Source organism: Virgibacillus halodenitrificans (assembly GCF_001878675.1).
Taxonomy (GTDB): domain Bacteria; phylum Bacillota; class Bacilli; order Bacillales; family Amphibacillaceae; genus Virgibacillus_Q; species Virgibacillus_Q halodenitrificans.
This window is the reverse complement of sequence record NZ_CP017962.1, coordinates 958,230-984,684: the sequence shown is the minus strand read 5'-3', so window position 1 is coordinate 984,684 and position 26,455 is coordinate 958,230. Positions and strand designations below refer to the sequence as shown.

General features: G+C 36.6%; 26 protein-coding genes and 1 riboswitch. Of the genes, 1 reads left to right on the top strand and 25 read right to left on the bottom strand.

Annotated elements, in window-relative coordinates:
- Positions 1-84 precede the first annotated feature (84 nt).
- The gene (abc-f, locus tag BME96_RS05040) at positions 85-1,641 is read left to right on the top strand and encodes a ribosomal protection-like ABC-F family protein (protein ID WP_060680049.1); all 1,557 of its coding nucleotides are present in this window, start codon (positions 85-87) and stop codon (positions 1,639-1,641) included.
- Between the two features lie 282 nt (positions 1,642-1,923).
- Here abc-f and BME96_RS05035 read toward each other — a convergent pair whose 3' ends face one another.
- The 25 genes from BME96_RS05035 to BME96_RS04915 all read right to left on the bottom strand — a co-directional run bounded on the left by BME96_RS05035 (position 1,924) and on the right by BME96_RS04915 (position 26,452).
- The gene (locus tag BME96_RS05035) at positions 1,924-2,331 is read right to left on the bottom strand and encodes a KGG domain-containing protein (RefSeq protein ID WP_019376552.1); all 408 of its coding nucleotides are present in this window, start codon (positions 2,329-2,331) and stop codon (positions 1,924-1,926) included.
- Positions 2,332-2,423: 92 nt separating this feature from the next.
- Positions 2,424-2,603: a YjzC family protein gene (locus BME96_RS05030; RefSeq protein ID WP_019376551.1), complete on the bottom strand. Its 180-nt coding sequence runs from the start codon at positions 2,601-2,603 to the stop codon at positions 2,424-2,426.
- 142 nt (positions 2,604-2,745) lie between these two features.
- Complete coding sequence (locus BME96_RS05025) at positions 2,746-4,134, bottom strand: OmpA family protein (RefSeq protein ID WP_071648478.1); 1,389 nt, start codon at positions 4,132-4,134, stop codon at positions 2,746-2,748.
- 34 nt (positions 4,135-4,168) lie between these two features.
- Positions 4,169-4,507 carry a hypothetical protein gene (locus BME96_RS05020; RefSeq protein WP_071648477.1) on the bottom strand — a complete coding sequence of 113 codons (339 nt, stop codon included), beginning with the start codon at positions 4,505-4,507 and terminating at the stop codon, positions 4,169-4,171.
- A gap of 1 nt (position 4,508) precedes the next feature.
- Positions 4,509-6,356 (bottom strand): DUF6792 domain-containing protein, encoded by a 1,848-nt coding sequence (locus BME96_RS05015; protein WP_071648476.1) that lies wholly within the window; start codon positions 6,354-6,356, stop codon positions 4,509-4,511.
- A complete protein-coding gene (locus tag BME96_RS05010) occupies positions 6,353-7,018 on the bottom strand; it encodes a hypothetical protein (RefSeq protein WP_060680041.1) in 666 nt (221 codons plus the stop codon). The genes BME96_RS05015 and BME96_RS05010 overlap by 4 nt, the downstream gene beginning before the upstream one ends.
- Positions 7,019-7,237: 219 nt before the next feature.
- On the bottom strand, positions 7,238-7,876 hold the full coding sequence (locus tag BME96_RS05005; protein ID WP_071648475.1) for a hypothetical protein: 639 nt from the start codon (positions 7,874-7,876) through the stop codon (positions 7,238-7,240).
- 35 nt (positions 7,877-7,911) lie between these two features.
- Positions 7,912-8,556 (bottom strand): hypothetical protein, encoded by a 645-nt coding sequence (locus BME96_RS05000; protein ID WP_071648474.1) that lies wholly within the window; start codon positions 8,554-8,556, stop codon positions 7,912-7,914.
- 170 nt (positions 8,557-8,726) lie between these two features.
- Positions 8,727-8,981, bottom strand: coding sequence for a hypothetical protein (locus BME96_RS04995; protein ID WP_019376545.1), 255 nt, complete (start codon positions 8,979-8,981; stop codon positions 8,727-8,729).
- Positions 8,982-9,066: 85 nt separating this feature from the next.
- Positions 9,067-9,900 carry a nucleotidyltransferase domain-containing protein gene (locus tag BME96_RS04990; RefSeq protein WP_019376544.1) on the bottom strand — a complete coding sequence of 278 codons (834 nt, stop codon included), beginning with the start codon at positions 9,898-9,900 and terminating at the stop codon, positions 9,067-9,069.
- A gap of 163 nt (positions 9,901-10,063) precedes the next feature.
- The gene (locus BME96_RS04985) at positions 10,064-11,878 is read right to left on the bottom strand and encodes a glycerophosphodiester phosphodiesterase (protein WP_083547416.1); all 1,815 of its coding nucleotides are present in this window, start codon (positions 11,876-11,878) and stop codon (positions 10,064-10,066) included.
- 663 nt (positions 11,879-12,541) lie between these two features.
- Entirely contained in the window at positions 12,542-12,799 is a 258-nt protein-coding gene (locus tag BME96_RS04980; RefSeq protein ID WP_071648473.1) for a hypothetical protein, read from the bottom strand.
- An 84-nt stretch (positions 12,800-12,883) separates the two neighbouring features.
- Complete coding sequence (locus tag BME96_RS04975) at positions 12,884-14,566, bottom strand: DUF2207 domain-containing protein (protein ID WP_071648472.1); 1,683 nt, start codon at positions 14,564-14,566, stop codon at positions 12,884-12,886.
- A 70-nt stretch (positions 14,567-14,636) separates the two neighbouring features.
- On the bottom strand, positions 14,637-15,863 hold the full coding sequence (locus BME96_RS04970) for a TolB family protein (RefSeq protein WP_071648471.1): 1,227 nt from the start codon (positions 15,861-15,863) through the stop codon (positions 14,637-14,639).
- Positions 15,864-16,197: 334 nt separating this feature from the next.
- Positions 16,198-17,328, bottom strand: coding sequence for a TcaA second domain-containing protein (locus BME96_RS19345; protein WP_083547415.1), 1,131 nt, complete (start codon positions 17,326-17,328; stop codon positions 16,198-16,200).
- Between the two features lie 2 nt (positions 17,329-17,330).
- Entirely contained in the window at positions 17,331-18,371 is a 1,041-nt protein-coding gene (locus tag BME96_RS04960; RefSeq protein WP_071648470.1) for a DUF5105 domain-containing protein, read from the bottom strand.
- Between the two features lie 348 nt (positions 18,372-18,719).
- Positions 18,720-19,541, bottom strand: a complete 822-nt coding sequence (locus BME96_RS04955; RefSeq protein WP_071648469.1) for a MetQ/NlpA family ABC transporter substrate-binding protein — start codon at positions 19,539-19,541, stop codon at positions 18,720-18,722.
- Between the two features lie 58 nt (positions 19,542-19,599).
- Positions 19,600-20,262, bottom strand: coding sequence for a methionine ABC transporter permease (locus tag BME96_RS04950; protein ID WP_071648468.1), 663 nt, complete (start codon positions 20,260-20,262; stop codon positions 19,600-19,602).
- Positions 20,252-21,265, bottom strand: coding sequence for a methionine ABC transporter ATP-binding protein (locus BME96_RS04945; RefSeq protein WP_071648467.1), 1,014 nt, complete (start codon positions 21,263-21,265; stop codon positions 20,252-20,254). The genes BME96_RS04950 and BME96_RS04945 overlap by 11 nt, the downstream gene beginning before the upstream one ends.
- 108 nt (positions 21,266-21,373) lie before the next feature.
- Positions 21,374-21,478: riboswitch (SAM riboswitch) on the bottom strand.
- A 55-nt stretch (positions 21,479-21,533) separates the two neighbouring features.
- On the bottom strand, positions 21,534-22,718 hold the full coding sequence (locus BME96_RS04940) for a pyridoxal phosphate-dependent aminotransferase (protein ID WP_071649955.1): 1,185 nt from the start codon (positions 22,716-22,718) through the stop codon (positions 21,534-21,536).
- A gap of 255 nt (positions 22,719-22,973) precedes the next feature.
- Positions 22,974-24,002, bottom strand: coding sequence for a DUF2332 domain-containing protein (locus BME96_RS04935; RefSeq protein ID WP_071648466.1), 1,029 nt, complete (start codon positions 24,000-24,002; stop codon positions 22,974-22,976).
- A 1-nt stretch (position 24,003) separates the two neighbouring features.
- Positions 24,004-24,762 (bottom strand): aminoglycoside adenylyltransferase domain-containing protein, encoded by a 759-nt coding sequence (locus BME96_RS04930; RefSeq protein ID WP_071648465.1) that lies wholly within the window; start codon positions 24,760-24,762, stop codon positions 24,004-24,006.
- 8 nt (positions 24,763-24,770) lie between these two features.
- Positions 24,771-25,241, bottom strand: coding sequence for a GNAT family N-acetyltransferase (locus BME96_RS04925; RefSeq protein ID WP_019378885.1), 471 nt, complete (start codon positions 25,239-25,241; stop codon positions 24,771-24,773).
- A gap of 56 nt (positions 25,242-25,297) precedes the next feature.
- Positions 25,298-26,038 (bottom strand): GNAT family N-acetyltransferase, encoded by a 741-nt coding sequence (locus BME96_RS04920; protein ID WP_071648464.1) that lies wholly within the window; start codon positions 26,036-26,038, stop codon positions 25,298-25,300.
- A 57-nt stretch (positions 26,039-26,095) separates the two neighbouring features.
- Positions 26,096-26,452: a PH domain-containing protein gene (locus BME96_RS04915; RefSeq protein WP_071648463.1), complete on the bottom strand. Its 357-nt coding sequence runs from the start codon at positions 26,450-26,452 to the stop codon at positions 26,096-26,098.
- Between the last annotated feature and the right edge of the window lie 3 nt (positions 26,453-26,455).

Below are 26,455 nucleotides of genomic sequence, written 5' to 3'. Positions count from 1 at the left end.
ATACTTGGCAATCTTCCCTATCCTTTTTATGCAATGACCTTTATAATAGATAAGATGAATTTAAAAAGAAAAGGTGTTTGAACGATGAGTTTATTAACAGTAAATAATTTAAGCCACGGATTCGGGGATCGTGCTATTTTTGATGATGTGTCTTTTCGTCTATTGCAAGGAGAACATATTGGATTGATCGGAGCCAATGGTGAAGGTAAATCCACTTTTATGAACATTATTACTAAAAAATTGGAGCCTGATGCAGGAACCGTTAGCTGGTCCAAGCATGTACGGGTTGGCTATTTAGATCAGCATGCTGCGCTAAAACAAGGTATGACCATACGTGATGTTTTGCGAACTGCATTTCAATACTTGTATGATATGGAAGCAGAGATGAATGCGCTCTTCGCAAAAATGGCAGAAGTTAGTCCTGAAGAATTGGAAGAGATATTAGAAGAAACAGGTAGAATTCAGGATGCACTTACGAACAATGACTTTTATATCATTGATGCAAAAGTGGAGGAAGTTGCCAACGGACTAGGGCTTGATGATTTCGGCCTGGAGCGTGATGTCCACGATTTAAGCGGAGGACAACGAACAAAAGTATTGCTTGCTAAGCTACTTTTGGAAAAGCCGGACATACTCCTGCTTGATGAGCCGACTAACTATTTGGATGTTGAGCATATTGAATGGCTGCGAAATTATCTCATCGCCTATGAGCATGCTTTCATCCTTATCTCCCATGATATTCCATTTTTAAATAGTGTTATCAATTTAATTTATCATATGGAAAACCAGCAAATCACCAGATACCCAGGTGATTATGATGAATTCTTACGTGTTTACGAAATGAAAAAGCAACAAATGGAAGCAGCTTATAAAAAGCAACAAAAGGAAATTGCTAATCTAAAGGATTTTGTTGCAAGAAATAAAGCTAATGCAGCTACAAGCAAAATGGCTATGTCCCGCCAGAAAAAACTTGATAAAATGGATGTCATTGAATTAGATGCAGAAAAGCCAAAGCCGAAATTTGAATTTAAGCGGGCACGTACACCAGGTAAGTATTTATTTGAGACAAAGGATTTGGTCATCGGGTATGATGAGCCACTTTCCAATAAATTGAACCTTAGCATGGAACGTGGTCAGAAGGTTGCCCTTTCTGGCGCCAATGGTATTGGAAAAACAACGCTTCTGAAAAGTATTTTGGGTGAAATTCCTGCCCTTCAAGGATCTGTAGAGCTTGGGGAGCATTTGTCTATTGGATATTTTGAACAGGAAATGAAAACAGACAGCAATAAAACCTGTCTGGAAGAAATTTGGGATGAATTCCCTCATATGAATCAATATGAAGTGCGAGCAGCTTTAGCTCGCTGTGGCCTGACTACAAAGCATATTGAAAGTAAAGTAAAAGTGTTAAGTGGTGGAGAAAAGGCAAAAGTCCGACTCTGTAAGCTGATTAACATGGAAACCAATTTACTCGTATTAGATGAACCAACCAACCATTTAGACCAGGATGCAAAAGAAGAATTAAAAAGAGCGCTAAAGGAATACAAGGGTAGTGTGCTCTTAATCTCCCACGAACCTCATTTTTATGAAGATATTGTAACAGAAGTATGGAACGGGGAAAATTGGACAACGAAGGTATTTTAACTGGGATTAGGGGACGGGGGCTCTCTCATCTGTGAAGGCTGCTTTCTCATCTTAGGGCAGGATTCTCTCATTTCTGAGGGTTGCTCTCTCACCTTTGGGCAGGACTCTCTCATCTCAGAAGGTTGCTCTCTCATCTTGAGGCAGGACTCTCTCATTTCAGAGGGCTGCTCTCTCATATTCGGAAAGTATCTCTCAAATGAAATAGCATATCTCTCATTTAAACGCAAAAAAGGAAAAGGAGCAGCACCTTTTCCTTTTTTGCATGTTTTATGGTTGAACGAATTAATTATTTTTGTTATCCTTTTGTTGTTGGCGACCTCGCACGTTGCCACCTTTTTGACCGATCTCTTCATAGAATTCCTGATCATGGTTCTTTGAGGTTGTTTCTCCGCCTTTTTGGCCAATCTCTTCATAGAACTCCTGATCATGATTCTGTGAAGTGGTCTTTCCACCTTTTTGACCGATCTCTTCATAAAATTCCTGATCATGGTTTTTGGAAGTTTTTTCTCCGCCTTTTTTACCAATATCTTCATAAAATTCTTGATCATGATTCTTAGAAGTTGTATTTCCACCTTTTTGACCGATCTCTTCATAAAATTCCTGGTCATGATTACGTGCTGTAGTTTGTCCACCTTTTTTACCTGCTTCTTCTACACCCATCTTGTTGTTCTTCTTGTTATTATTAGCCATTCTAAGCAGCTCCTTTCTGATTTATGTGTGGCTTGTACTACTTTTGTTTCACTGGAATTCACTTGCAAAACGTAAAAATCTCTTAATTCATGTTAAGCTTTTACCCAATATGCAGCTTCATTGGAAGTTGGTGATGGAGGAAATTGCTCTCCTTGATCCATATCAATAGTTGTATTGTCGTTGCTCGAAGAACCTCCATTCACCAAGCTGTCCACTTTATACTTGCCGTTTTCCGGTGCGTTTTCACCTGTTTTGAACTTAATGTCTGCCATTTTCATCCACCTCCGTAATTTTTTGGAAAGAATATGTCTTTCTAATCAGTATGTATCCTCTTCCTTAAAAGATTAAACACCTTTTTCCTTCAATAGTTTTATATTGGCAGAAGACATTTTCTATAAAGAAAAACCAACTCCCTTAAGAGTCGGTTTCCTTTGGATTTATCACAATTTCTACTCGGCGGTTTTTCTCCTGGCCGTCTTCATCTTTGTTAGAAGCAATTGGCTTGGTATCCCCATATCCTTGTTTTTCAACTTGCAGACCATTCAGATCTCCATTCTTTTTCAAGTAGTTCCACACTGCATCTGCCCGTTCTTTTGATAGTTCTTGATTGTAATCTGAATCACCTACATTATCTGTATGACCATTTATTTGAATGTCTGTTCCTTCCTCTAATTCCTGTAAATCCTGTATTACTTTATCCAAGATTTTCTTTGCTTCTGGTTTTAATTCACTTTTATCAAAATCAAATAATAAATGATCTGGCATCTGCATTTTTACTTCCTCTTCATTAACCGTTAACCCTACATCCTCTGCTGGATCAAAGTTCGGCGCATCTATCTCTACAATGTATTCGAGATACTTGTCATCTTTATCGTTTTTAACGAGATTGCCTTTCCATTTTTCCCCTTGCTCTCCATATGCTGACACAAAATCATCCCAGCTGTTATTTTTTGGTTTGACCTGGATTGGCATATACATACCTTGCTTAAGCTGATGATAAGGAACACGTAATTCAAAGGTACCATCTGGATTCACCCTTGTATGTCCAAAAGAAAATGCATCGATAATTCCGGATGCTTTCCGTAAATTTCCACCGACCTGCGTACCCTCTACTAAATTGCTTTTTCCATGAAAATATAAGTAGCGATGGTCACTATCTACCTTTGCTTCCATCCACACATTAGTGTCCCCGTAATTCTCCGGTTCTTTCTCCCATTTTGGGATTTCGATCGGAATGGTGTATGGCATTGGCAGATCTGCATTAATATAAAATTCCGTTTTTACTTCAAACTCCCCATGATTCTCTGTTTTATATTTTTGAGGACCAGTAACCTTTTCTAAATTCTCTCCATAATGCTTTTTCGTTTCATCTTTTGTATTGTATAATTTCAATTTCACAGTGGTACTTTTACTTATGCCGTCAAACTCAAAGGTAAAGCTACCATCTTCCTGAACTTCTGCCTTATTAATAAAATTGGATGAAGCAAATCCACTATCAGTGACACCACTCGAATAAATGAACGTTCCTGGAAGAAGATTGCTTTCTCCATCGATGATAACACTCTCTTCTTTAATGCTTGCTTTACCGGACAGCTCCACTTTCATGTCTCCGAGATTATTTTTTCCATCCGTACCCTTATCCTCTAAGTTATCAGTATCCGATGCTTCCTCTGCTTTTTCATCCATGTCTTTCTTCATTTCTTTCGATTGCGCTGTTTCTGTGCCTTCAGCTTTTTCAGCTTCTTCTCCACCACAGCCAGTCATCCAGATAACTAGAAATAAAAACAAAATAAGCTTTTTCATCATCATAACCTCCTTTCTGCAAGTAACACTTCAATTATGCGGAAGGTGTGTCCTCATAAGTAATTGTCATCCGCTGTGTCTTCATATCATCAATCTGATCATCTAACGTGTTAGAAATTCTAGTAATCTCTCTCTCTAATTGACTCAGCAAATTCTCATTCTTATCTCTAAACGTTTTTGTCTTTTGCTGCATTGCCTCAACAACTTCTCCTTTTTGTTCCTCGTTAATGATTATTCCATTTACCAATGTAAAGAAGTCTTTATCCAAGGTTTCCAAGTTATTCTTATTCAGCATAAGCGTATCTTTTTTATGAGAAAAATCTTCACTTGCAAGAATGCGCTCACTTACTGTAATGGAGTGTTCTTCTCCCATGTTATAACCTCCCCGCTAAATCAAAAAGTGTAGCAATATGATCATCTTTATCGAACAAAGCTTCAATAGCTTTTCGGTAATTTTCAATATACGTAAAACCTTCTTCAACTGATTCTCTTAAACTGGTAATCTCTGTATCTAAATCCGCATTCGTCAGTGGATAAAATACATCATGGACTTGTATTCCTCTCACTGTCTTATCCAATCTTGAAAAATACACATGTTTACGAAGTAAGCTTCTATAACTTCCCGGACTTCCTTCAATTTCACTAATTTTATGAACTACTTTTCGTTTTTCATCTTCAAAGCACTGAAGAATTTCTGTATTCCAGGCAAGATCCAGCTTGCCGATTTCATCTTTCTTTTCTTCAAGCAGACTTTTTCCATCTGTATACATGCGGAGGGATGCGGATATATTTACTCGAATTTCCTTTCCGCCACTGTCAGTCGTATAAACCATATCTGTACCAATATATGATTTCTTCTTATCAGACAAACCTTCAAGCATCTCAGATATACTATGGCTTTGGCCGATTGCCTCCATAGCAGCCAGCAGATCCTCATTATTTAATTCTTCGAAGCTTTCCATAATAGAATTGTAATGTCTTTTCATTTTAATAATTGCAGCCGCATCTCCACCAAGCTGTGCATAAAAATCTCCCATATCCCTTATACTTGTCAATCGGGATACGGTTTCCTGAATTCCATCCAGCTCTACCTCTATAGCTGTTAGTTCTGTTACTAATGTATTCTTCTGTTCCTCGGTAATGTAGCCAGCGTTTACTAACCTTCCAAAAATAACATCTGCATTTTCAGTAACTGTTTTTATTCTGGAAAGTACTCCTGGCAACTTATCATTCAGTCCATGAACCATGGCATCGATCTCACCTTGTTTAGTAAAATATACTTTGACTGCACTGCCAATATCATCAATTTCGTTAACCAAGTCCATATTTACGCCTAATATCTCTTGGATCGCAGCATTAGTGCCGCCTTTTTTGGATGCTACCGTATAGTCAATAGCTAATTCCTGAAAGTCTTTAATAACTTCATCCGGAATTTCATCCATAAGATTTCTTAACCCTGGCAAATCAGGGTTTGTATCCACATATTTCACATCACCAATCGTAAAAAAACCTCTTGCTCCGCTCACTGCATAAAGAGGATCGTCTTTGGAAATAAGTTGATGCACATTCGTTGCCTTGTCTTTGTAGTATTCCTTTGCGAAGGTTTCCAGTTGTTTGGGGTCTAAGTTGTAGATGGCGTCTGGGTTTGTTCTGGAAAGATTAAAATTATTCATTATTTCTCTTCTAAAGTCTCTATCAGCATTAAATAACTGATAGTAGTTTGTCTGGGCTCCATTCACACTGTAAATTTCATCGAATGTATCATAAATTAAGTGTGCAGTAGTGTTGTTATTGTGAGCCAAAGAGTGAGAAAGTCCAGTCACAGTTAATTCTCCATTATTATCGATCTCTTTAATAACTTCCTCTGTGAATTTATTTGCCGATTTCGCTTGTGTGAAATCTTTACCAGCAAACATGGCTTTTAAATTATACTCCCAATCAGCTCCATCTTGGGTACCTTGCGATATAATATATAATTCATTTATATCTTTTTCCTTGGAATGAAAGTATACTGCCGTACCGTTATAATCAGAAGAGGTAACTTCAGAATTCTTGGAGTCTCTTGAATGAATAATCTCTATATTAGCTGGTAATATTTCTCCATATTCTTCTAAATAAATCTGCTTAATTTCTTTTTCAAAATCTTTTTTATTCAGATCTTTATATTCTAAGTTAATAAGTCGTAATCTAATTTCGTCCGTGCTTAGAATTGATTCACTCATTGTTCTTCATCACTTTCATCATTTTTAACAAATTTAATAGAATTGACCCATTGTTTTATTTTATTCTGCATCTCTATTTTCTCTGTCTTACAATCCTCAACAGAACGTATACACTCACTTTCATATATTATTGACAATCCTTCTTGTGTGCTTTTATGCTCTAGTAACCCAACAGCTCCGATAGTCTTCTCGTCATCCTCAAATTTAGCCAGGGAAATAGTGATATTATTTTCATCATACGATTCAAAGTCAAGCTTTTGATTAAACTGACTTGAGAGCATTTCCAACTCTGTAGAAGTCTGACCTATTTTAGAATAGTAATCAATTTTTATAGATGATTCGAAGCCATTTCCTTCATCTATACCTACTAGATATGATTCAAATTCTTTTTGCTTTTTAGAATATCCTTTTTCCCCAACAATACCACCGGCAGGAAAATCCATCTTATAAGCCCCGGTTCCAGACAAAAAAGGATAATATCCTTCCTTTGTTTCCTTTGTCGATTGAAGGAATTCTCTTGTGAAATCATCTTGAAACGCTCTCACATCCGGTAAATCCTCCACACTCATCTCTGCTGGCTTCGTACTTTTTTCTTGATCCATTTGACAACCTCCTAACAAAACAATAAAAATTGCTAACAACGCTGTAAGCCAATATCTCATAGACCATTCCTCCCATGCTGCCCAACTATTTCTGTATTCCGATTTTTATCTAACTTCAGTATATAGAGAGTAAAATAAGAAAGGTAGTCTTTCTTGGAAAAATTTATAAAACCCTACTTTTTTCACATGAGTTATGTAGGTCAAAAGTTCCAAAAACAAGATTATCAAATTCAATACCCCTGCTGGTAAATTACTAATGGAACTTTTTGTTAAGCTGCTTCATTCTTTTTTCATATTATTATTAAATTTAAATGATTTCATCCATTTAATTATTTTTTCTTTTTGTTTTCCCTGATCACTTTTGCTAATCAAATTAGATTCATAAGTTACTAATACTCCCCCACCATCCGACTTTTTATTAAGAATTACTCCAGCCATGCCATAGCCTTTTTGAAATGTAAAAGTAGCTGCATAGATTTCCAAGTCATTACTATCATATTTATTGAATTTTAGATCTTCATCTAACTGCTTTTTTAATATATCTTGCATTGACTCTATATTTACATACATAGAATTATAATTAACGCTAATCAATGCTTCACTTTCGAGTTGGTTTACACCTATAAAAAAACTTTCAAATCCATCTTTTTTTATGGAGTATGATTTCTCGCTAACAATTCCACTAGCGGGAAAATCCATCTTATATGCCCCAGCCCCTGACAAAAAAGAATAATATCCTTCCCTTGTTTCCTCTGTTGATTGGAGGAATTCTCTTGTAAATTCATCCTCGAATGCTCTCACATCTGGTAAATCCTCCACATGCATTTCAGATGGTTTAACACGTTGTTTTTTATCTTCCTGACAACCTCCTAGCAACACGACTAAAAATAGTAAAAACATTGCAAACCAATATTTCACGTGTCTTCCCTCCACAAATACTTTCTATACTTGATTTACTCTTTTACAAATTTTATTGATTTTAACCAATTTAGCATTTTTTTATTATTAATTTCATTTACCTCTTCACAGGGTTGCGGACTCTCCGTGCATTCAGAAGTATATATGGCCGATACTCCTCCTGTTGATAATTTGTTTTGTATATATCCTACCATGCCATATGAACCACTCTCATTCTCAAATCGAGCAAGATACATATCTCTGTCTTTTAAAGAAAACTCTTCAAATTGAAGGCTTTTATTCATTGAAGTCTTCAGCATGTCTAAGTTTACTTCAACGTTATTTCTTTTTTCATTTTTATATTTAAAGTTTATTGAAGAGGCGATTTGTTTTTCTTTAACACCAATTCTAAAACTTTCAAATCTCTCCCCTTCAATCGCGTACCCTTTTTCCCCAACAATCCCGCCAGCTGGAAAATCCATCTTATACGCCCCAGTCCCTGACAAAAAAGGATAATATCCTTCCCTTGTTTCCTCTGTTGATTGAAGGAATTCTCTTGTAAATTCATCCTGAAATGCTCTCACATCTGGTAAATTCTCCACATTTATCTCAGAGGGTTTCACATGTTGTTTTTTATCTTCCTGACAACCTCCTAGCAACACGGCTAAAAACAGTACAAGCATTGCAGGCCAATATTTCACAGTCCTCTAACCCCTACATATTTCTCTTCTTTATCTAATTTATATTTAGCTACAGTATATAGAAAGAAAATGAAGGGGGCTAGAAACTCTGGGGGACTACTTGAAAATCGTATTTTTATTTGAATCCTTTTATAAGCCTCAACCATCGACCTCACTTCTTCAAGAATGCTTTAAAACAACGATTGGCCTACAAACCAAAATGAAAACAACGATGTCGCTATAAGAATCACGATGACAATAAAGGTAAGAGTACGCCAGATCCCTTTCCCTATCAATGCGAGTATAAAAGCTATTGCTGTCAATATTACTACAATTATTATTCCTTCCCTTGATGGGATATGGAATAAATCATAACCAAAAAAATTTATAAAAACGGTTAGCATAATAACGATAAATGAGGCAATTGCCCATTTTTTTCTATCCATATTCAAACCTCTCCTTTTCAATTACTTTATTATATGTATATATTTTTTCTGCCTAATAAAAAACCAGAAGGATGCTCCTTCTGGTTTAAACTGCTGCTAACTCCTCTGTGGAAGAAAGAAGATCATGCAGTGCTTGCATACCTTTTGCACGGCTCTTCCTCGTAGTGACTAGTGACTGTAGGATATCATTTACTTTCTCACCGTAGTTGTCAGGTCTAGTTGAATATACGTCTATAGACTGTACAGCATTGTATTTATGAATACAACATGCCCGATTTATGGTAAACAGTAATTGATTCATACATCTAATTGTTCGCAAAACATGACTAGCCACAAAACAATCATCATCTGTATCAATTCGATGAGAAATGATCATAAAGGAATAAGAGGCCTCAAATGTATAATACTCGATGAGTGCCTGATGTAATTGTTCAGGATAATGAGTGATTTTTTGTTTTAATTGATAAATATATTGATAAGGATCATACAGGATTTCACAGATTGCTAGTTCACCTAAATAAAGGACATCTAAATAAACGTAGGATGGTTTTGCATTTCTATCCTCATTTTTCTCACCCTGTAAATTAGCTGTAATACCATCTACAACTTTGTGAATATCCCGAAAAATTATCGCAGTATGAACTCCATGAATGGTAAGGTTCGCTCCTCCATTCATTAAGGCACCCCACTCATTTAATGAAGTACACTCCGCACTTTGGTTATCATCTAAGCTGCTAACCAAATTGTTTACATCCTCTACGTTAAATCCTTTTGTTTTATCATAATATATTGCTATATCCATATCTGTAGACAAGTGATTAGCCCCATTTGCTCTTGAACCGCTCATGGTAATAGCTGACACACCAGTTAGTTTAGCTATTTCTTCTGACATCTCCTCCATCGCTTTTTTTATATTCATTTAAACACAAGTCTCCTTCTTTATCGATGTGTTAATTTCTTAATAATTTTTACCATAATTATGCCACTTCTCGTAACATACTATCTTTATTGCCTCTTTCAATAAAAGTAAAACGACTTTTTTAACCTTTATGTGTTTTCCATACAAAAAGGACAGTACGCCTTCAGTTACGTCGCTGTCCTTCCAGTCCAATTTCCAATACACGTTGTGCTCTTTCCGGGTAATCTGTAATAATTCCATCGATATCGTACTTCAATACTTCTTTCATGTTTCTTTTTATGTTAACGGTCCACACCCATACCTCTCGATTTTGCTTTTTAGCACGCTCGATAAATCGTTCTGTTAGCATACTTTCTCTTATTGTGTAAAAATCCACATCCAACTTAGATAAGTTTCCTGCAGATAAAAAGAGAATTTGGCCAATCTTTATTGTTTCATTTCGTTTACGGATATCCTGTAATAATTCATAACTGAAGGATTGAACATACGCCAAATGATCCGAATCATTCTTCTCTACAAGCTCCACAATTTTTTCAGCGAAGCCTCTTCCAGGTTCAGCTGATTTCAAGTCAATAATTAGTTTTGTATCATTTTCTTGCATCACTTTCAGAACTTCATCCAAGGTAGGAATTCGTTCTCCGATAAATTCCTCACCATAAAGTCTGCCAATGTCTATTTGCTTTATTTCTTCATACGTAAGATTACTGATTTTATCCGATACGCCAGCTACCCGCTTTAGATCGAGATCATGACTTAGAACGATTACTCCGTCTTTTGTCATGGCAACATCTACCTCAACAGCATCCACACCTTTACGAATGGCGGAACGAATACTACTCATCGAATTTTCAGGCGCATGTTTCAGATCTCCACGGTGACTTGCAATTTCCACATCCCATTTCAAATAGACAAGCGAGTCATTCACCACATAATTAATAGCAAATAAAAGACTGAGTACAACAACGGTTGCAGATATAAAGAAAGATTTACGTCTTGATAAGAACCGCCCAACCTTTTTTTCTACCTGAAGTAAATAACTACTTCTTCCTAATTTCAAGGAATCTTTAATTTGTACTCCTTTTCTCTCTTGGAACTCATAAAACAATCTTGTAAGAACAAGCAAGTTCACAGGAATGAAAACTAACGACATCAGCATAGTAAAATAACTGGCAAAGGTTAGTAAGTAATTCCCAATAAAGTCTCCGATCACCTTAGAGTCTATGATTGTAGTAAGTTCAGATACCGCGTTCATAAGAACAAATCCTGCTAAAAAGATCAATATATTAACAAATAAAACATACCATACCACTCTAATTTTATTTTTCTTGGTGCAATTCCAGCTGCTCCGTAATGCCTGCCAAATCGTCTTATTCTCAATAAAAATATAATGAAGTGCAAAAATCCAGCGTACGAATAGATAACCCATTCCTAAAAACAAGGAAAAATAAACAACCTTGGCAATAAGCGATTCATACAGCAGGTCTGTAAGAAAGATAGTAATATTTACATCAAACAACGGAGGTAATGTAGATGCATCAATAAATGGTATAAATAAAAGCAGTAAAAAAACCAATGGAATAAACCCAAAACCAAGCAGCCTTGGTAGTTTTTTAACTGCGGTTAGAAATGCTTCCGATATATAGACCGGCTCATTAAAATAGCTTTTTTCTGCAAGGATGATTAGTACACCAAACTCTACAAATAAAAAAGCTACAGCAAAAAAACTTACAAACAAGGTTCCCATAATTCCACTTATACTTAATCCAAGCGAAAATACTTCGCTGTTTAGTAATGAACCATCATCAATTACTGTTAGCATGCGGTTAAAAATATAAGATAGAAAAGGAGCAAACAAGATGCTGGCAAATAACGAATAAATAAATTCAAACAATATATATTGCAGATAAGACTCCTTAAAGTCCGACCAACTGTTCTTCAGAAGCGTTAGCATATAATCAGCCTTTCCATATTTGAGCACATTCCTTTTCCCTTAAAATACATTTACCAAACTCTAGATTAATTGACAACCAACATAACGTAAAGAAGTATGATTTATAAATAGAACATTATTTGAATTAGATACAGGGAAATACTGATAGATAAATGTTTTATTGCAAATGATGGGTACTATGTTTATTCATAGTTTAAGGGAAATGCGAATTAGTGTAAGAACAATTAATAGCAGAGTGGAGGTGAAACTTATCAGCAGCAGAGCGAGGTAATCCGCCGGAGAGTAATTTAATCAGCTGCTGACCAGGGTAATCCGCCGGAGGATAATTTAATCGGCTGCTGACCAAGATAATCCGCCGGAGGATAATTTAATCGGCTGCTGACCAAGATAATCCGCCGGAGAACAATTTAATCGGCTGCTGACCAAGATAATCCGCCAGAGAATAATTTAATCAGCTGCTGACCAAGATAATCCGCCAGAGAACAATTTAATCAGCTGCTGACCAAGATAATTCGCCGAGACATTCCCAAGTAAGCTATAATTTGTTCACTATACATTTTGTCCCGAAACGACTGTTTACAGTAATACCAAGTTAATTCGCAATTTATCCATTTTGCGAATCATTGAATAAACCCATATATATTAGAACCTAGAAAAAGTCGCTTATGTAAAAATAAGCGACTTTCCTTACTAATTATGGTTGGTTAGTTGAATACCATACTCTTCTTCCAGCTTACGGTAGGTTTCTTTTAATTTTGGTTTTTTAGCAATAATGCTTCTTGCTTGATAGGCAAGGTTTATCAGGTCACTATTCTGTTCTTCAGTTTTTTGCCCTTTTTCATATTGATATACATCAAGTAATGTGCGATCAAGCAGTTGTAAAATGGAATACTGTGTCTTAATCGCTTGTATAAGCATTTCTTCTTTTGTCTCTTCTTTCTCTGCCATGGAAACGCTCCTTTTACCGTTCATTACTATCAGCATATCGAAGTAGGTAGCTGTTTACAACACATAAACTTGAAGAGATATATGCTAGAATGCACCTGAACCTCCTCCGCCTCCACCAACTCCAGCTCCTCCCCCCGGGCTACCTCCAGAGGAAGTGCTTGCTGCGGATACCGTATGCGAATCCTCGAACTGATTCTGAACAAGGCTGGCGATTAATAAGAAGGAAAGAATATCTGCATTATATCTATCATTCTGCGGTAACACTTCTTTTATCTGTTCATTCTTTTTATCCAGTTGTTTATCATTTAATCCAATACTGTAGATAAAGGCTCGTTTTTGATCATCATTGTGTAAATCCTGCCAGTCTTTATCATTCATAGCCGGATATTTCTCCTGGAATTCCTTCCACTGCTTGTATAGAATAGCACCCTTTACAGTTTTATTACGAAACAGAGCAGCGAAAATCAGTAATGCTCCAAATAACAAAATAGCCAAAAACATAGACAGGAATAATTCATGGACTCCAAACAAAACCGCAAAGGGAACTACAATAATACTAGATAAGCCTATAATGGTACGAAGCTTGGTTCTTTTATCTACTAATTTATGCGTTTTCACTTCTTCTTTTACAGCTTGCTTCCAGGCTTCGAAGTCCTTCCAATATGTTTCGTGGTTGGATTCGTCATCAGTATAATCTTTTAAATTTTTCAGATGAAAAGTCCCGTTATCACCAATTTTATAGAATAGCCAATCCAATAAGATGTTTTCATGCTGATAATCTGTTTGCATATGAATAATGAAAAACGTATCTTCTTTTTCTTTCTTCACATAACCTTTTCTTACTAAATCAAGAAGTGAAGCAGTTAACACGTTCGCATCAAATAAACCGGATTTCATAAAAGAAAGAGTCGCAGGAAGACTCATCTTCAGATCCGGAACAAAATGAGCAGAAACATATTGATGTTCTACTTCCAATTGAACAGCACGTCGCTGTTTTACTGCATAAACTAACAATGCTAACAAATAAAAAACAAAAACACCAATAACGAAAGGCGCCATGCCGGACAATAAATCCTGACGGTGTTCAAATGCAGCTTGTTCTTTTTCCAAATTTTCTTTGTCTGCTAGAATGTCCTGTTTCATTGCCTGATCTTTCGCTATTGGGGCGTTTGGAAATAATGAAGCATCATAGGCAACTCGAATATCACCGTTTGCCCCGCTATCCACCTGCCCCATGGAAAAATGAACTCTACCATCACGTTGGGTATCTGCTGAATTTGCTGCTGCATCCTTCCCATATGCAATCACATTTCCCGTCTTTTCAGGCGGATGTACAAATATGTTCATGTTACCATAATCAGATTCATTGCTTTCATCAAAGAAAGGCCAATAAAATTGGGCTACGTCTGAGAATACCTCCACTCCATTTTCAATTGTATAAAAAATTTCAATGGTAATGGTTTCATTTTCCCCTTTACGATGAATCTTGTATAGATTGTCCTCTTGCTCAATATCAAGTTTACTCCCTTTCTCTTCTGCAGTTACGTCAATTATCTTTGTATTTTCCTTCGGGATTAGTGTTCGGGTAATTCCATTAAACTCTCCCTCAAATTGATATGTATGCTTTTCTGTAACCATTACATTTCCATCAGGCTGTAAATATGCATCAATCCGGGAGTTATCAATAGAATAATCGACTGCCAAGGATTCAATTGGAAAAACAAGTATACTAAAGATGATAATAACAAGTCCGAATATTTTTTTCATCACGGGGCCTCCTTGTACTATACTATATAAGACGAAAGAGACCGCTAAAAAGTTTCACTTCTCTACATTTTTATAAGAAAGGCTTTTCATAATAGAAGACTGGTGCTTGATCCACATTCCTTAACCACCGATATGATTTCCCCACTCCATTTTTTACCCATATTTCTCCTTGTTCTTTATTTGAGGTAGATCTGTAGCATGTAATATAAGAACCAACAACCTGAGGATCAGTATCCAGTTCGTTCTTTTTTGGGAAAGAGATTTGCTTCTGTTTGCCTGAATCAATATTTATTTCATAAAGCCTTGTAAACATTGTTGGGACTGGCCCTTCTTCCCACTCTTTGTTTTCTTCGGCCCTTGCGACGAGGACCTTCTTCTTTGTTAACCAAGCTAAATCCAAATCGACAAATCCTGGTGGAGTATAGTTCGATTCGTTCCGCCATACAGGTATGTCCAAAATGGTTGTATGTTTATTTTTAACGAAAAATCTACCTTCTCCAGAAATGAATGCTATTGTGTTTTCAAACGGAGACCATTGGATCCAATCTTTATACCATAGCATTTTTCCGATTTCTTGAAATTTCTGTCCGGTAGAAGATAGTACACAAAGTGTATTACTGTCCATTGCCCATGATGCAGTTGGAGTTGCCAAAAAACTCATCCATCTTCCATCTTGACTCCACTTGAAGTATGTTGCGTCAATAGCAAATAAATCATTTATGTTCGTCTTTATTGTGTAGAATGGCTTTACTTTATTTGTATCTAGCTCTGTATCCACAGGCACTTTAAATAAATGCACCGGCCCCCACCCCGTCGGAAGCAGGTTTGCTGGTGATGAAACAATAAACGCCTTTCCATCCGGGAACCAATTAAAATTACTTACACCCAAACTTACATTTTTAAAGCCTTCCGGTCGTCCGTTCCTTATTTTAGTTACATTTAATAAACCACCAGATAAATAAGCCAATTGATTCGACACAGGCGACCAATGAAACTCTTCCGTTTCAATCGTTGGATAGGCTTGATAAATTTCCTCTTCCTTTAAATCATAAATATATAATTGGGCCTTATCGCCAGATAGATCTCTATCCAAAAAGGCAATAAATCGGCCATCCCTGGACCATTTTGGTGAGTCAACATGCCTATCTTCGGTGAGTTGAGTTTCTTTATCGTCTTGTATTAGCCATAACTGATTATCACGGATAAAAGCAGCTTTCAAAAGCGTTTTTTCAGCAGCAGAATGAATGGGAAAACATATACAAATGAACACCATGACTAAAAAGAACCTATATCTCATTTCAACATTCCTCCCAAAATTATGTTGCCCTATTTGAATGGGAAGAATGCGAACTATAACTATGCATGTAACCTTTATGAAATGGCATCCGCCTAAATGAGATAGAAAGCCCCTTTACTGAGACTCCTCGATACCTGTCTGAGACTATCACCTAATTTTGCAAGACAAGTATGCTCTCATCCTAGACAAAAGGATCCCCTACTGAGACAAATACCAATTCAACCGCTACAGACCAGCGTTCTATCGGGACTATGGTGGTCTACCTTTCACATAATTTGACTGACTTATATACAATAGAAAAAAGGAAGCACATGTTGCGTGCTTCCTTTTACATTTAAATGGATGTACTTTTTGCATTCCACGTATTGACAGGTGGATTACTTACTTTCAGTTCCTTCTTTTTATCCCAATAATCAGGTTCTGTACCATCAGCCATGATGTCTTCAATCGATTGAATTAACCATTTTTTCTTATCTTTATTATATTCAAGCGAATATTTTCTCAGTGCTTGGTAGGACGCATCCTCAAACTTCTTGGTCCCTTTAATTTTCACTTTTTCATTATAATCTACAACAGCTTCTACCTCTGCTGTCCATTGCCCATCAAAATAGTTAATATCCATTGCACTCTCATTAACAACAGCGCTTAAATACTGTGACTGAATTTCGTCTATACCCGTCTTAACCAATTCGAAATAATCCTCGGAACCAGCAAAATCCTTTTTGAATTGCTCTGTACTATGTGTAAAACTTTTTGCGTTTAACCCAGATGTCATAAATACAGAAAGATTTTCATTAAACTTAACGGTTGTATTCATGATGTCTTCATTAATTTTTTTATTTTCCTGCACAAGTTTCTCTGGTTCTACTAAAACAGTAACCTGCTTATTCCCCCATACATCTGCTTTTTCTTTATGTTTAAACATACCAAGCTGATTTTTAACAGATGCTTCTAGCTCGTATTGCCCAGGCAATAAAGGTCCATATTTTTCTTCTTTTTCATCCGTCTTACTAAGAGATTTTTTTAACCCATTAACCTCAAGTGCAATATCATCGTCTTCATTCTGACCACTTACTTTAATATTTACCGTTTTTGCTTCAAGCTTATAGACTGGAAAAATCCCCATATCTTTTCCTGTTTCAATTAAACTAATCTGTTCATTGGACGTACCAAAGCTTTTGTCTTTAATTTGCTTATCCAGGCCATCTTTAATTACTTCGAAACTATTATGATTTTCATTTAGATAAGTATTTAATGCAGTTAACGTACCCTTCTCAACTGCCGCTTTCTTATTATCCGGAACTATCAGTTCTTTTAGCGTTTCCGTATCTTTTTGCTTTACAGCATCTTCAAATTGTTGAACTACCTTATCAGGCTTATGATTCTGTTGAAGAATAAAAAAACTAATCAAGAGGACTACAACTAATCCGGCTAAACCGGAAATCATCATTGTTTTCTTACTCATTCTTAGTAAACCTTTCCAGCAGCAAATGTGTCTACAATGTCTTCACTATTGTAATCTGAAGTATCAATTGTCCATTTACCGTCCTCTTGCAGCATTTTTATTTTCATATCATTTCCAGACTTAATTTCTAATTTATTTACCATTGCATCAAATTTTGATAAAGCATATTCATTTGCCTTCTCACGGTCGTATTCTTTATTATCCAAATATTCCTGTTGATACTCACGCACCATCTCAGATAAGTCATTTAAAGGAAGAGCTGAATATTCTATACTAACAACCGCCTTACCATTCACATTTTCAAGTGTTGATGTTTGCATTTCAGCTTTTTCAGCAAGTGCAGACTTAAACCCGTTATAGAATTTATCAAGATGCTTATCAGGTACGCCTTCATAGAAGACTGTATTAATATTTTCTTTAAAACCTTTCTTTCCTTCATCCTGCAACGCTGCTTTGTCTGCTGATACTAACTTCTCATAATCTGCGTTGTCTACATCAAGATAAATTGTTTCAATATACGCTGTTAATGCTTTTGCAGGGTCTTCCAGCGTTTCAAAGCTTTCATTATATTTTGAAGTGTCCAGCTCAAGCTTGGCTTCTTCATCTTCTCCTCCCATTGAAGTAGGACGAATAGCTAACTCATATTTTTTATCCTTTTCAACTGTAAAAGCTACTTTTAGATCTTTTGACTTATTTGCTCCAATTTCTCCGTCAGCAGATTCCAATTCGTATGTCGCATCAGAGTCGGCATCTAGCTCTTGATCTTCATCATATAATTTAATACTACGACTTGGGCTTACATTAACCTCTGAATCTGTTACATTTTTAACCTTTATATCAATAGCTAACGTTCCAGTCTCTCCTTCAGAAGTACCATTATCATTATTTACTAACATATAAGTAGCGTTTTCAATAGAAGCTTCTATTGTCTTACTCTTCCCTGCTGAACTAGTTGATGCAGATTCTGTTTCCCCTTTGTTACTGCATCCTGCAGCTATAATTGCAAAAAACACTAAAACTACGAAAATAACTTTTTTCGACATATTCACTTTCTCCTTTACAATAAATTTAAAATAGTATGACGAATAATAAGAAAGAGGTACCTCCTTTTACAAAAACTAACACTTTTTTACAATTTAATGTCTAAAATGTTACAACCAACATTTAGTATAGATATGCCCTTTAGGAGAGTCAACAATAATAATGGTAATTACTTTGAAATAAGTCTAAATAACCATATGTATCCAATATAAGAAAATTAATCTAGTACTTTAGACCTTTACATATTTATGACACTATTCTATGTATCCAGTAAATATCTTGTTATAGTATGATTCATAAAAAAACCCCTACTCACTTTTGAAAAAAAGTAAATAAGGGAGGGGAAAATACTATTTCTTCATCCATTTTGGTTTGCCGAATCCTTGGAACTTTTCATCGATTATTTTCTCAAAGTCCTCTGATTCGATAACTTCTTTTATATCCTTGGCAAACTGTTTATCTACATCCTTTGTATTTATGACCACTCTATTTCGGTAATCATCAGGCATATCTTCGAGTGCTAATGCATCCAGTAAGTCCATTTCTGCGGCAAGTGCATAATTACCTGGAACAGCAGAAAGATCTTCACTTTCTACCAAACGTGGAAGTTGAGCAGCTTCTACTTCTACAAATTTCAAGTTCTTCGGATTTCCGATAATATCTTTGACAGATGCAGTTAATGCATCTACCTTATCACTAATTGTAATCAACCCTTCATCCTCAAGCATACCAAGTGTCCTTGCAAGATTGGTAGGATCATTAGCAATAGCAATTTGACTTCCTTCTTCTATTTCATCAATACTGCTATATTTTTCTGAGTATAAACCCATTGGTGCAGTGGGAACAATTATTACTTCAGAGAGTTCCATATTGTTTTCTTTTGCAAAAGCTTCCATATAGATTTTGTGCTGAAACAGGTTAGCGTCCAGGTCTCCGTTATGTAGTGCTTTATTTGGTTGTACGTAATCGGTGAATTCCTGATTGGCTACCTCGTATCCCTTTTCTTCTAAAAGGGGAGCAATTGCTTTGGTTACCATATCGCTGTAAGGACCAACTGTTGCTCCAAATTGAATTTTCTTCGTTTCTTCATTACTTCCTGCTGCATCTTTTCCGCAACCAGCTACTACTAAAATTAAAAGTAATGCTGTGCATACCCATACGATTTTTTTCATTTTATTTCCCTCCAGTTTAATTTCATTACATTTTTTAAAACGGAAAGTTGGACCACGACTATCTCTTATTCACTGTCTTCGCGATAAAATCACCGAGATATTGAATGAATTGCACAAGAACAATAAGTACAATTACGGTAGTGAACATGACCGTATCGTCATAACGGTAGTATCCGTAACGAATAGCTAAATCGCCAATTCCACCGCCACCAATTGTTCCAGCCATTGCGGAGTAGCCAATCAGGCTAATTGCTGTGATGGTTATTCCACTAATTAATCCCGGCTTCGTCTCAGGGAGGATAATATCCTTAATGATTAACCACGGAGAAGCGCCAACTGCAATGGCAGCTTCAATGACTCCCTTATCAATTTCCCTGGCAGCAGATTCAACGATTCGCGCATAGAATGGAATTGCCGCAACGGAAAGCGAAACAGATGCTGCGATGGCTCCTGTTGTTGTTCCAACAAGAAAGTCGGTAAATGGGAGTAGGAACACAAGTAAAATAATAAACGGTATAGAGCGGATCAGATTTACAATAACGCCTAGTATTGTCTTCGCCACACGATTTTGCCAGAATAATCCCCGCTCCGTTACAAACAAAAGAATACCAACAGGTAAACCTATTATAAGAGCAACGAGTAATCCAATACCTACCATAATCAATGTTTCATAGAAAGCCACATTAAGTTCTGGTAAAATTTCTATGATTCTATCGAGCATGCTGAATCACCTCCACCTGCTGTAATCGCTCTTCCACATATCTTCTTGCTCTTTCCATTTCATCCAAGTCACCTAATAGCTCCATAATAAAAATCCCCAGTGGCTTTTCCTTAATGTACTCTACTTTTCCGTGAAGAATATTCGCACTAACTTTATGTGCTTGTAGCATATCGGAAACAATTGGATCACTTGCAAGATCACCTCTAAACTGAAGCTGGAGAATCATCCCTTTACATTGCTCCAAAAGTTGTTTAGGCAGATCAAAATTTAATACCGTGTCGATGAATTGCTTGGTAAGTTCTTCTTTAGGGTTAGAGAATATTTCATAAGTAGCTCCCTGTTCAATGATCTTGCCGTCCTGCATAACGGCACATCTGTCACAGATTTCCTTCACGACCTCCATCTCATGCGTAATTAACACAATAGTAATTCCAAGCTCATGATTAATCTTTTTCAATAAAGCTAATATAGATTTAGTCGTGCTCGGGTCAAGCGCGGAGGTTGCCTCATCACAAAGTAAAACCTTTGGGTTGTTAGCAAGGGCTCGAGCAATACTAACCCGTTGCTTTTGACCACCACTTAATTGTGCAGGATATTGCTCTGCTTTATCGGCTAATCCAACAAGCTTGAGTAACTCAAGCACACGTTTTTTTCGTTTTTCAGTTGGGATGCCAGCTGCTTTTAAAGCAAAAGCGACATTATCAAATACTGTCTTTGCTGAAGCTAAATAAAATCCCTGAAAAATCATTCCAATCGACTGCCTTGCCTTACGCAGCCCCTTTGGAGATAACCTTAGTAAATCGACTCCATCAACAATTACCTTACCGGAGGTTGGCCTTTCAAGTATGTTCATACAGCGAATTAAAGAGCTCTTTCCGGCTCCACTATACCCAACAATACCGTAAATCTCTCCCTTATGTACTTCTAAATTAACCTTATCTACTCCGACAACATGGCCTGTTTTTGCTTTGTAAATTTTAGATAAATCCTTAATTACAATCATAGACTCGTACCTTCCCATCCTGCATTTTACTAATAAGCCACCTATTTATAATCCATACAAAAACCCCCTTTCATTATGAAAGAGGGTGAATGATAAACGATTTATCAACACTTATCTCTCAGAATGAAAACATTCTGCAGGAAGTAGCACCACTCCAATTGGAAGGTTGCTGTGACATCTCAGGGCCTTTCCCTCCGTCACTCTCGATAAGAAAAATTCTTACTATTCAATTAGGTAGCTTTTATCATAATCCGACAAAAGTCTTTTGTCAATGCTTTTTTTGGAATATCTCCATTTTTCCGATTCTTTCTGCAGCTTCTATTAATCGCTCTTCACTTGCCAGCAGGCCTACACGTACATAACCTTCCCCATTTTTACCGAACCCATTTCCTGGAGCCACTACCACATGCGCTTCGTTCAGCAGAAGATCTGAAAATGTTTCGGAGGTATAACCATCTGGTACAGGTAGCCAAGTGAAGAAGGTGCCTTTGGATTTCGGTACATTCCAGCCAATCTCTTGAAGTTTCTCCACAAATACATTACGTCTTTTTTCATATGTATTTACTAATTTTTCAACAGCAGACTGATCGCCAAGCAATGCTTTTTCAGCAGCCTGCTGCACCGCTCCAAAAAGACTTACATATAGATGATCCTGGATTAAATTTAAGCTTTTAATAACAGAAGGATTTCCCACCGCAAAACCAACTCGCCATCCAGCCATATTATATGTTTTTGATAAAGTATACATTTCTACCCCAACGTCTTTAGCCCCTTCCGACTGTAAAAAGCTTTGAGGTTTTTCCCCATCAAAACCGATTGCACCATAAGCAAAGTCATGTACAACACAAATGCTATATTTATTGGCTAAAGCAATTGTTTCATCAAATAATTTCTTATTTGCGGTTGCCGCAGTAGGGTTATTGGGATAATTCAAGAACAATAGCTTTGCATCTTCCAATGTTTTCTCATCTAACTCGCCATAATCCGGCAAAAAGTCATTCTTCTCCAGCAAAGGCATATAGGCTGGTATCGCATTCGACAGAGCAATACCCGACATATAATCTGGATAACCTGGGTCTGGCACTAATGCTAAATCACCTGGATTTAACAGACACTGACTGATTTCCACTAACCCCGTTTTAGCACCAAATAAAATAGCAACCTCTGTATTTGGATCAATATCCACTCCATATTCCCGCTTATAAAAAGAGGCAATGGCCTGTTTCAAAAAAGGTTGCCCAGTGAACGGAGAGTATTTATGATATGTTGGGTTATCAGCAGCAGCTTTTAATTCATCCACGATATGCTGTGGTGTAGGTAGATCAGGATTTCCCTGTCCAAGATTTATAACGTCATGCCCAGCATCCGTCAGCTTTTTTGCTTTCATAACAAGACTGGCAAAAAACTGTTCCGGGAGTCTTTTTAATGTATCAGAAAACTCAAAGGTCTGCACCATTCTCACACTCCTGAAGTAATAAAATTCTAACTATTTATACTATAGGAGAAATAATTATTTGTAAAGCAGATTTTTCTGAACTAAATGAGAGAGAAATTATAAATTTGAGACACTCGCCTGGCTATATGAGCCACAAGCTCAATAGTTTGAGAGACGCCTAAACGCAAATGAGAAAAAACGACCAGGTATGAGAGACTTCTCAGAAATTTGAGAGAGAGATCGTCTGATTTAAGAGACAGGAACACAACTGCATTATTTACCAGATAGATTCCAAGTAAACCACCTGCCATGTCCCTCCGTTTCTCCAACAATATGGGAGACCTTTCCGCCTTGCAAATAATAGTCCAAATGTAAATAACGATCATACATGTTGTTATACAGGTGGAAAATGTCCCTCTTACTGCCAATGGAATGAATTTGTTGGAGGAGTTCTTCCTTCAACAAATTCGAAAACTGATTAGCAACATGGGTGTGGAAGACTACGACGGCCATTTCACTCGATATCTCGTTAACAAGCTCTGGCAGCATCGCTACCCCATCTCCTTCTATTAATTGGAGGTTTGCAGCCTGTACCTGACTTGCCACCTTATCAAATAAATCTCTTCGATCTACGTGTTCAGGCCAGATAAGTGCTTTTAGCCAAAGTCGATCTTCTGAATTTTTAACATTATTTATATGTAAATCAAGACCAATTCGCTTGCTAACAGGGGGAGGACTCTGCATAAAATCTGGAAGCTTTCCTTCTCTCACTTCTGCTTCCAGCACGATGTCTGCTTGCGTATTACCATATATTTCAGCTGATCCATAAGAATAAGCATATGTATCCCATAGCAACTGAAAGCCTGCACTTGTGCCAATTTCAATAAGGGCTAATGGTTTCTTTATTTTTTCATATACATAGCAAAAAGCCGGATAGAGATACGCACAGCGACGCACTTCATTTGTTTGAACGAGTTTGCTTTTTAATAGATCACTAATTTCGCTTCTATAATTGAAACAGAAATCTTTAAAATAAGGAAAGGCCTCTGTTGCTGGTCTCGGTTTTTCTACCATACTTCTATAAAATCTCTTTAATTCATGGTCTGCAATTTTCAGCAGCATGTATTGCACAGCACCAAATAACATATTCGGAACTGGCTGCCCAATTCGAGTATCAGCCGTAATAGAGAGCAACTCCTCATCTTTCGCAATTTCATTAGATAACACTTCATACAACCTGCTTGAACCTTTACACTCTTCAGCAAAGGTTTGGAAGCGCACAGAAAGCTTTGTTATATTCATTTTAAATTCCCCCATTATCTATTTGCTTCAGCATATATACAGCAAAATTGGTTGCTTCAATTTCATCTATCTCCATTTCTTGTTGTTGTCCGTTATAAACAGTTAAACATGTACCCACCAAATTAAGATACTTACCAGGCAGTATATTCAGCGCCCATTCCCCGCCTTCCTGCTTTGATGCTATGATTCCCTCTCTTAAGAAATACAGCATTCGGCACAAATTTAATGAATAATAAACAGGCTTCTCTCTAATCTTCCAACGCGAATCATTCACATCTAGCAGGCAGGCGGCTATGTAATATTCCTGCTTAATTGGAGAAAAAACCTGATGTATTTCTTTTCCGTAAAGCATCTTTCCCCGATAATAGGTAATCATCATATGTGCTACCAAATCAGAATCAAATCCATCTGAACAGCTATAATTGGGGTATTCCACATACTTTGTTTTATGCTCTTTTGAATAATGTAAATCAAAAGGCGTAGGATAATGAGGTTGTTTTGCTTGTTCCTCTAAAATCACACTCATCTCTAAATGACAGGAATAATATTTCTCTTCCAATAAGAGTATTTCTTCTATAAGTTTCTTTCTTGTATCAGCTGTAAGACGTTTTTTTACAACTACAAGTAAATCTATATCGCTAGTTTGAGGATTGTAACATCCCATCGCCAACGAGCCATGCAGATATACACCAATTAAATTTTGTTGCAAATGGCGCTCACAAGAAAAAACAAATTCATTTATGAAAAGCTGTTCTTCCATTTAACATTTCACCCACTTACTTGTCCTCTCATACGAATCACTTTTCCATCCAATTCCTCACCAATTACAGTTAACCCTAATTTTCGGTAAAAAGATAAAGCTGATGTATTCGTCGGGGAAACGCGTAAATGATACTCGCTCACCCCATGACGTTTGAAAAAATTCTCCGCATATGTATTTAACTCCGAACCTAATCCTTTCCCTCTTTTATCGGGGATCAAATAATACAGATGAACATAACCTATATATTTTTCATCATATTGCCGAATAGATAGCTCCAATTGTCCAATATAAGCCTCTTCTTCTAACACGAGTACAAAGTTTGTTGAATTCTCATTTTGTTTTTCTTTCAACCATTCAAGATATTCCTCTTCGTGAAAATCGTTCCCATTTCCAAAGCTTACTACAAACGAATCTCTTCGAAATGTAAGCACAAGCTCTCTATCCCTATCTACATTTATCGTTCTAAATTTTAGCATTTAAGAAAACTCCTTTGGTTATATAGCTTAGCTTCACACCTTCCCAGATAAAACTACTAACCCTTCCTTCGTTTATATACTTTATTCTTTTCTATTCGTTTACAGCCGTTATGTACAAAGGTCTGGATCATTGGCACATTCTTTAAGCTGGTAGAACCAATATAGTAGGAAGCATTAAATTGGTATCGCAGTAATTGTAAAGCTTGCTGATGGAGAAGAACGCTTTTCCCTTTTCCACGCTCATCTGGTACGAGACCAAAATAAAATAACCTTCCCTCATCCTTAGTTCCCGGTTCTAGATGCGGCATAATAACGCCAAGTGGCTTGGTATTTTCATAGGCTACTATACATGAATCCGTATATGTCGGTCCGAGTTCAATTTCTGCACTATGGAGCTGTTCTTCTACACTTAAGGAGGAAGGCGAATTAAAAGAATGTTTCATTACTTCTGTCCACACCCTTATAAAAAAATTACGATCCATCTCACGTAATGTTTTTATAGAATAAAGGTTGTCTGTTTCTGGTAGGTCCTTTAAATCTTTATATACAGTTACAATCTCATCATATAGTTGAAAGCCTTGCTTGTTCAGGTAATCCTCAACAGCTTCCGAGAATTCACCATCTACAAGAATGTTAACATTTGCGGCATTTCTTATATTAGGTAATAAATCTAGATGTTGAATAAAATAAACTAATTCATCTTTTGACACATTCTTCGTATCTTCAATTGTTACAAAATTTGCTCCCTCTACAAATTTTAATTTGTCTGCAATTTTATGATATAGTGCTGTGGTCATAAAGAAACCCTCCTTTACTCTAAGCAACAACTTCTTCTATATCAAACAGTTTTGAAATTACCCTTCGTTTTTTACCATCATTTCTTTCACCACTTTAACCAATAGGTCATCATTATCTGCTAAGAACTGTGAAAATTTCACGATATCTGTTTTATACCTTAAGACAATCCGGGAGTTAAGTAATCCTCGTTTTTTACGTATGTCATTTATATCCCTATATTCAAATACCTCTATTAGTTCATTGCCTTTAGTAGAATCAGCTACAAAAACTAATCGCCGTTCTGTGGCAACAAGCATCCCAGGCCTATACACCTGTCTATAAATAAAAGTCTTCATCGCACAGCGTAAACTCACTTGTATTGATTCTCGATCAGTTAACACGTATGCTTTCATATATGCAGCATCTGCACGCATTCA

Coding starts and splice junctions, on each gene's coding strand:
- BME96_RS05015 (WP_071648476.1), bottom strand. CDS start 6,356: ATGAGTGAATCAATTCTAAGCACGGACGAAATTAGATTACGACTTATT.
- BME96_RS04970 (WP_071648471.1), bottom strand. CDS start 15,863: ATGAGATATAGGTTCTTTTTAGTCATGGTGTTCATTTGTATATGTTTT.
- BME96_RS05025 (WP_071648478.1), bottom strand. CDS start 4,134: ATGAAAAAGCTTATTTTGTTTTTATTTCTAGTTATCTGGATGACTGGC.
- BME96_RS05020 (WP_071648477.1), bottom strand. CDS start 4,507: ATGGGAGAAGAACACTCCATTACAGTAAGTGAGCGCATTCTTGCAAGT.
- BME96_RS04930 (WP_071648465.1), bottom strand. CDS start 24,762: ATGGAAGAACAGCTTTTCATAAATGAATTTGTTTTTTCTTGTGAGCGC.
- BME96_RS05030 (WP_019376551.1), bottom strand. CDS start 2,603: ATGGCAGACATTAAGTTCAAAACAGGTGAAAACGCACCGGAAAACGGC.
- BME96_RS04955 (WP_071648469.1), bottom strand. CDS start 19,541: ATGAAAAAAATCGTATGGGTATGCACAGCATTACTTTTAATTTTAGTA.
- BME96_RS05010 (WP_060680041.1), bottom strand. CDS start 7,018: ATGAGATATTGGCTTACAGCGTTGTTAGCAATTTTTATTGTTTTGTTA.
- BME96_RS04920 (WP_071648464.1), bottom strand. CDS start 26,038: ATGACCACAGCACTATATCATAAAATTGCAGACAAATTAAAATTTGTA.
- BME96_RS04975 (WP_071648472.1), bottom strand. CDS start 14,566: ATGAAAAAAATATTCGGACTTGTTATTATCATCTTTAGTATACTTGTT.
- BME96_RS04950 (WP_071648468.1), bottom strand. CDS start 20,262: ATGCTCGATAGAATCATAGAAATTTTACCAGAACTTAATGTGGCTTTC.
- BME96_RS04915 (WP_071648463.1), bottom strand. CDS start 26,452: ATGCGTGCAGATGCTGCATATATGAAAGCATACGTGTTAACTGATCGA.
- abc-f (WP_060680049.1), top strand. CDS start 85: ATGAGTTTATTAACAGTAAATAATTTAAGCCACGGATTCGGGGATCGT.
- BME96_RS04945 (WP_071648467.1), bottom strand. CDS start 21,265: ATGATTGTAATTAAGGATTTATCTAAAATTTACAAAGCAAAAACAGGC.
- BME96_RS04960 (WP_071648470.1), bottom strand. CDS start 18,371: ATGTCGAAAAAAGTTATTTTCGTAGTTTTAGTGTTTTTTGCAATTATA.
- BME96_RS04995 (WP_019376545.1), bottom strand. CDS start 8,981: ATGGATAGAAAAAAATGGGCAATTGCCTCATTTATCGTTATTATGCTA.
- BME96_RS19345 (WP_083547415.1), bottom strand. CDS start 17,328: ATGAGTAAGAAAACAATGATGATTTCCGGTTTAGCCGGATTAGTTGTA.
- BME96_RS04980 (WP_071648473.1), bottom strand. CDS start 12,799: ATGGCAGAGAAAGAAGAGACAAAAGAAGAAATGCTTATACAAGCGATT.
- BME96_RS04990 (WP_019376544.1), bottom strand. CDS start 9,900: ATGAATATAAAAAAAGCGATGGAGGAGATGTCAGAAGAAATAGCTAAA.
- BME96_RS04925 (WP_019378885.1), bottom strand. CDS start 25,241: ATGCTAAAATTTAGAACGATAAATGTAGATAGGGATAGAGAGCTTGTG.
- BME96_RS05035 (WP_019376552.1), bottom strand. CDS start 2,331: ATGGCTAATAATAACAAGAAGAACAACAAGATGGGTGTAGAAGAAGCA.
- BME96_RS04935 (WP_071648466.1), bottom strand. CDS start 24,002: ATGAATATAACAAAGCTTTCTGTGCGCTTCCAAACCTTTGCTGAAGAG.